At 47.4% G+C, this 1,134-nt stretch carries 1 protein-coding gene; it reads right to left on the bottom strand.

The window, feature by feature from the left end:
- Nucleotides 1-129: 129 nt before the first annotated feature.
- On the bottom strand, nucleotides 130-1,134 hold a 1,005-nt coding region (locus ACRC27_RS00505), incomplete at its 5' end, for an LruC domain-containing protein (protein ID WP_438638828.1).

Genomic DNA, 1,134 nt, shown 5'->3' with positions numbered 1-1,134 from the left:
GTGCAGATTTGCTTGGCGCGGTCGACGCTGGCTTAACGGGTGCCGTACTTTCTGCGGCGAGAGCAAACATAGCGCCACATGACATTATGAGTGCAACAATCTTAGGGATCAGCTTCATCATCGGCTCCTCTACTGTTCCTGCCCTTGATACAAGCGATCAACTATCGCTCGCAAAAAGTGATACCAATCAGTGTCTTTTAGACCACTCGACTGGATCCATGAAGGAAACGCAGGGTAACTCAGCGTAATATCAATACGCTCGGCACTTTGTGACCAGCCATCAATGAAATTCATGGCCCATGGGAAACCGCGACTATCCACAAACTTCGATGTGGAGAAGATCGCCGAGTTATCATCTAATCGTCCATACAACGTGGTATCAAACAGCTCGGTACCGCCAAATTGCGGTAAATGCACCTGCCACTTCAGACCTGGCTGGAAACCAATATTCTCACCGTGATAAATACCAGGGGTGGCGAAAATGAAAGGATCGTACGGTGCGCTGCCTAAACGCGCGCGGGCTATCGGTTTATCAAACTCCACCACCAGCTGATACTGTGTATTAATATCTTCACGGCAATCCGGTTTAGTACGGAAATATTCACACCGTGTCGGTACGGCATCTTTTAAATCATAGCTGAAGACAAATACTGCCTCTCGGTGACTCGGATCGAGCGCTAGTTTGTTCACCACCTCGCCATTCTTGGTTAACAGCGCGGATTTTACTTCGCTGGCTTGAACGCCCGGAAGCCGCCATGCAAAACCATTATGATACCCCGCTCCCAGTGATTGCACTTTGGCGTCAATCGTCAATTGCTTCAACGCATTAACGTTATTGGACACTTCATGCATCTGATAGGAAATGGCGACGTCATTAAAATCATAATCACCTTGTTGCGGCCACAGATCTTCAAAAGCCACCGTTGCCCAGCGATTCTGCCCTGGATAATAGCTATCAAATTCGATATTTGGATTATCAATCTGCACCAGTTGTTTAAAGCGCGTTGAATCCACACTGTAGTTAGGATTTTCATCCGTGCCCTGATTACTGATACCTTTTACCGCCTCAATAGGCGTTAATACCATTTCAGCAATCACATCGTTGAAATCATGATCGCCACCGGTGCGGAATAT

It is taken from the genome of Plesiomonas sp. (genome assembly GCF_051650925.1).
In the GTDB taxonomy this organism is placed as follows: domain Bacteria; phylum Pseudomonadota; class Gammaproteobacteria; order Enterobacterales; family CAMTGL01; genus Plesiomonas.
The sequence above is the reverse complement of the archived record's forward strand: the minus strand, read 5'-3'. Positions and strand labels throughout refer to the sequence as shown.